The sequence below is a fragment of the Micrococcus sp. HMSC31B01 genome (assembly GCF_001816085.1).
Classification (GTDB): Bacteria; Actinomycetota; Actinomycetes; order Actinomycetales; family Micrococcaceae; genus Micrococcus; species Micrococcus luteus.
Window position 1 is genome coordinate 1 of record NZ_KV825220.1, and the last position, 4025, is coordinate 4025.

General features: G+C 73.5%; 4 protein-coding genes. All 4 read left to right on the plus strand.

The features are described 5' to 3' along the window. The first annotated feature begins 121 nt into the window (after positions 1 to 121). Complete coding sequence (gene ruvA, locus HMPREF3105_RS08435; RefSeq protein WP_036317942.1) at positions 122 to 766, plus strand: Holliday junction branch migration protein RuvA; 645 nt, start codon at positions 122 to 124, stop codon at positions 764 to 766. Further along, positions 763 to 1785: a Holliday junction branch migration DNA helicase RuvB gene (gene ruvB, locus HMPREF3105_RS08440; RefSeq protein ID WP_036317944.1), complete on the plus strand. Its 1023-nt coding sequence runs from the start codon at positions 763 to 765 to the stop codon at positions 1783 to 1785. The genes ruvA and ruvB overlap by 4 nt, the downstream gene beginning before the upstream one ends. Before the next feature lie 60 nt (positions 1786 to 1845). Then, positions 1846 to 2277 carry a preprotein translocase subunit YajC gene (gene yajC, locus HMPREF3105_RS08445; RefSeq protein ID WP_036317946.1) on the plus strand — a complete coding sequence of 144 codons (432 nt, stop codon included), beginning with the start codon at positions 1846 to 1848 and terminating at the stop codon, positions 2275 to 2277. A 70-nt stretch (positions 2278 to 2347) separates the two neighbouring features. Next, positions 2348 to 4025: protein translocase subunit SecD (gene secD / locus HMPREF3105_RS08450; protein WP_070709223.1), on the plus strand; the 1678-nt coding region annotated here is incomplete at its 3' end.

Consider the following 4025-nt stretch of genomic DNA (forward strand, 5'->3'; position numbering starts at 1 on the left):
TCGACGCCGAGCGCTCGGCGGGCGGCGGGCGACGCCGGTAGGCCGCTGCCGGGCCGGCGTTCGATGATATGTTCGAATCCGCGCCGACCGGCGTCCGTCCGTCCCGACAGGAGGGCCCCTCATGATCGCCTCGCTCAGCGGCACCGTCGAGCACGTGGCCCTCGACCGGGCGGTCATCGCCGTCGGCGGCCTGGGTGTGCAGTTCTCCGCCACCCCGCAGACGCTGGCCACCCTGCACGAGGGCCGGCCGGGGGCGGTGCAGACCCACCTCGTGGTCAAGGAGGACGCCCTGACCCTCTACGGCTTCGCGGACCGCGACGAGCGCGAGGTGTTCGAGGTGCTCATCACGGCCAACGGCGTGGGTCCCCGCCTCGCCCTGGCGATCCTCTCCGTCCACCACCCCGAGACCGTGCGCCGGGCGGTCACCGAGGAGGACGAGAAGACCCTCACCCGCGTGCCCGGCATCGGGCCGAAGATGGCGCGCAAGATCATCGTCGAGCTCTCCGGCCGCCTCGCGCCCACCGGGGAGCCGGTGCCCGAGGCGGAGGCCGAGGCGAGCGCCGAGCCGACCGTCGAGGCGCTCTGGCACGCCGACGTCGTGCAGGCGATGGCCGGCCTGGGCTGGTCCGAGAAGGAGGCGCTCAAGGCCGTCGAGGCCACCGTGGCGGCCCGCCCGGAGCTGGACGAGGGCCGCGACGTCGCCGCGCTGCTGCGTGCCACCCTGCGCGACGTCGGCATGGCCGGCTCTGTGCGAGGCGGGCGATGAGCGCGGAGTCCTCGCCGCTGTCCGCGGCGGCCGTCGACCCGGAGGAGCGTCGGCTCGAGGCCGCGCTGCGCCCCAAGCACCTGGACGAGTTCGTGGGCCAGATGCGCGTGCGCGAGCAGCTGGACCTCATGCTCGCCTCCGCCCGGCTGCGCGACCGCGCCGCGGACCACGTCCTGCTCTCCGGTCCGCCCGGGCTCGGCAAGACCACGCTGGCGATGATCGTGGCCGCGGAGATGAACGCCCCCCTGCGGCTGTCCTCCGGCCCCGCGATCCAGCATGCGGGCGACCTCGCGGCCATCCTGTCCTCGCTCACCGAGGGCGAGGTGCTCTTCCTCGACGAGATCCACCGGATGTCCCGCCCGGCCGAGGAGATGCTCTACATGGCCATGGAGGACTTCCGGGTGGACATCGTGGTGGGCAAGGGCGCCGGCGCCACCTCGATCCCGCTCGAGCTGCCGCCCTTCACGCTCGTCGGCGCCACCACGCGGGCCGGCCTCCTGCCGGGGCCGCTGCGCGACCGCTTCGGCTTCACGGGCCATCTGGACTTCTACACCGAGGTGGAGCTCGAGCGCGTCCTGCGCCGCTCCGCCCTGCTGCTGGACATGCGGCTGGCCACGGAGGGGTACCGGCAGATCGCCCGGCGCTCGCGCGGCACCCCGCGCATCGCCAACCGCTTGCTGCGCCGCGTGCGGGACTGGGCGCTCGTGAAGGGGCTGGCCGAGGTCGGCGCGCACGACGCCGCCGCCGCCCTGGACATGTACGAGGTCGACGGGCGCGGCCTGGACCGGCTCGACCGGTCCGTGCTCACGGCCCTGTGCACCACGTTCGGCGGCGGGCCCGTGGGGCTCAGCACGCTGGCCACCGCCGTGGGGGAGGAGGCCGAGACCGTGGAGACCGTGGCCGAGCCCTTCCTCATCCGCGAGGGCATGGTGGCGCGGACCCCCCGTGGCCGCGTCGCGCTGCCGGGGGCCTGGGAGCACCTGGGCCTCGCCGCTCCGGAGGCCACGCCGGGGCCGTGACGCCCAGGGCGGGCCCCTACACTGGACAGGCCCGCCCACCCCGAGCATCAGGAGTCCCCCATGCCCGTCGCCACCGCCGCGACCCTGCCCGTGATCGCCCAGCAGGCCCAGGGGGGTGGCGGCAGCCTGCTCATGCTCATCGCCTTCGCCCTGCTCGCGGTGATGCTCTTCCTCTCCTTCCGCAAGGGCAAGAAGATGCAGCAGCAGCAGGCGCAGATGCGCAGCACCCTCGCCCCAGGCGTCGAGGTCATGACGGGCGCCGGCATCTTCGGCACCGTCGTGGCCGTGGACACCGAGGGCCAGCGGGTGACGCTGGAGACCGCCCCGGGCACCCGCATGGACGTGCACCTGCAGGGCGTCACCACCGTCGTGGAGCCGGAGACGGCCGCCGCGCCCACCACGGACCCGTCGCGTCTGGATGACGCCCCCGGCACCGAGTACCGCGCCGACGACGCCGACGACCCGCGTCCGCGCCGCGACGACCTGGCCTGAGGCCCACCCACCCCTGCACACGCGGCCCCGCCTGGCGGGGCCGCTCGAATGTGACGGAAGCACCTGAGCAATGGCGAAGAGAACACCCACCGGCTCCGCCGGGCGCACCCTGGCCTGGCTGGCCGCCCTCCTCGTGGTCCTGGCCGCGATCCTCGGCGGGGGCGTGGCCTCCGGCGCGGCCTCCTGGGCTCCCAAGCTCGCCCTCGACCTCGAGGGCGGCACGCAGATGGTGCTGGCCCCCCAGACCTCGACGGGCGAGTCCGTCACCCCCGAGCAGCTGGACCAGGCCGTGGAGATCATCCGCCAGCGTGTGGACGGCTCCGGCGTGGCCGAGGCGGAGGTCGCCACGCAGGGCTCCCAGAACGTGGTCGTCTCCCTGCCCGGGGTCCCGGACGAGGAGACCCGCCGCCTGATCCAGGCGTCCGCGGACATGCAGTTCCGCCCCGTGCTGCAGTCCGGCCCGGGGGAGGCCACCCCCGAGGACCAGCGCCTGCCAGAAGACCAGCTGCCGAAGCCCGACGGGGAGCCGGCGGACGCCTACGACCCGAACTGGGTCACCCCGGCCCTGCTGGCCGAGTTCCAGGCCACGGACTGCACCGCCCCGCGGGACCCGGCCGCGCCCCCGCCGCCGTCCGACCGGGCGATCGTCGCCTGCCAGCCCTCCGAGGAGCTCGCCGACGGCGCCGTCACGCCGGCCCAGAAGTACATCCTGGGCCCCGTGGTCATCCCGGGCACCCAGATCAAGGGCGCGTCCAACGGCATGGCCCAGGCCCAGGGCGGCGTCTCCACCAACCAGTGGGTCGTCAACATCGAGTTCGACGAGGAGGGCACCAAGGCCTTCACGGAGGTCACCCAGAAGCTCACCCCGTACCCCGAGGGCGACCCGCGCAAGCAGTTCGCGATCCTGCTGGACGGGGACGTGATCTCCGCGCCGCAGTCCAACGTGGTCATCACCAACGGCAGCGCGCAGATCAGCGGCCCCACCCTGAACGAGCAGACGACGGCGCAGTTGGCCGAGCAGCTCAACTACGGCTCCCTGCCGATCTCCTTCTCGATCGAGTCCGAGCAGCAGATCTCCGCCACGCTCGGCCGGGACCAGCTCTTCTGGGGCCTGATCGCCGGCCTGATCGGCCTCGGCCTCGTGGCCGTGTACCAGTTCTTCCAGTATCGGGCCCTGGGCCTGCTGACCTTCGCCTCGATCATCGTGGCGGGCGTGCTGACGTGGCTGACCATCGCGATCCTGGGCTGGACGGACAACTACCGCCTGTCCCTCGCGGGCATCGCCGGGCTCATCGTGGCGATCGGTCTGACGGCGGACTCGTTCATCGTCTACTTCGAACGCATCAAGGACGAGCTGCGCGCGGGCCACACCGTGCCCGTCGCCGTGCACGAGGGCTGGAAGCGCGCCCGGCGGACGATCACCGCGTCCAAGGCCGTGAACCTGCTGGCCGCCGTCGTGCTGTACTTCGTGGCCGTCGGCAACGTGCGCGGCTTCGCGTTCACCCTCGGCCTCACCGCGATCGCCGACCTGATCGTGGTGTTCATGTTCACCCACCCGCTCATGGTGCTGTTGGCCCAGACCCGCTTCGTGGGCGAGGGACACCCGATGTCCGGACTGGACCCGTCGCTGCTGGGCGGGCCGTCCCTGTATCAGGGCGCCGGCCGCTTCCGCGAGCCCGCCCACGCCCCCCGCACCGGGCTCCCGGCGGAGGACTCCGACGAGCCGGCTGACGCGGCGGCCGCCGACG

What these genes read in the sequence shown, in the direction of transcription:
- yajC (WP_036317946.1), top strand. Translation starts at nt 1,846, where the DNA reads ATGCCCGTCGCCACCGCCGCGACCCTGCCCGTGATCGCCCAGCAGGCC.
- ruvB (WP_036317944.1), top strand. Translation starts at nt 763, where the DNA reads ATGAGCGCGGAGTCCTCGCCGCTGTCCGCGGCGGCCGTCGACCCGGAG.
- ruvA (WP_036317942.1), top strand. Translation starts at nt 122, where the DNA reads ATGATCGCCTCGCTCAGCGGCACCGTCGAGCACGTGGCCCTCGACCGG.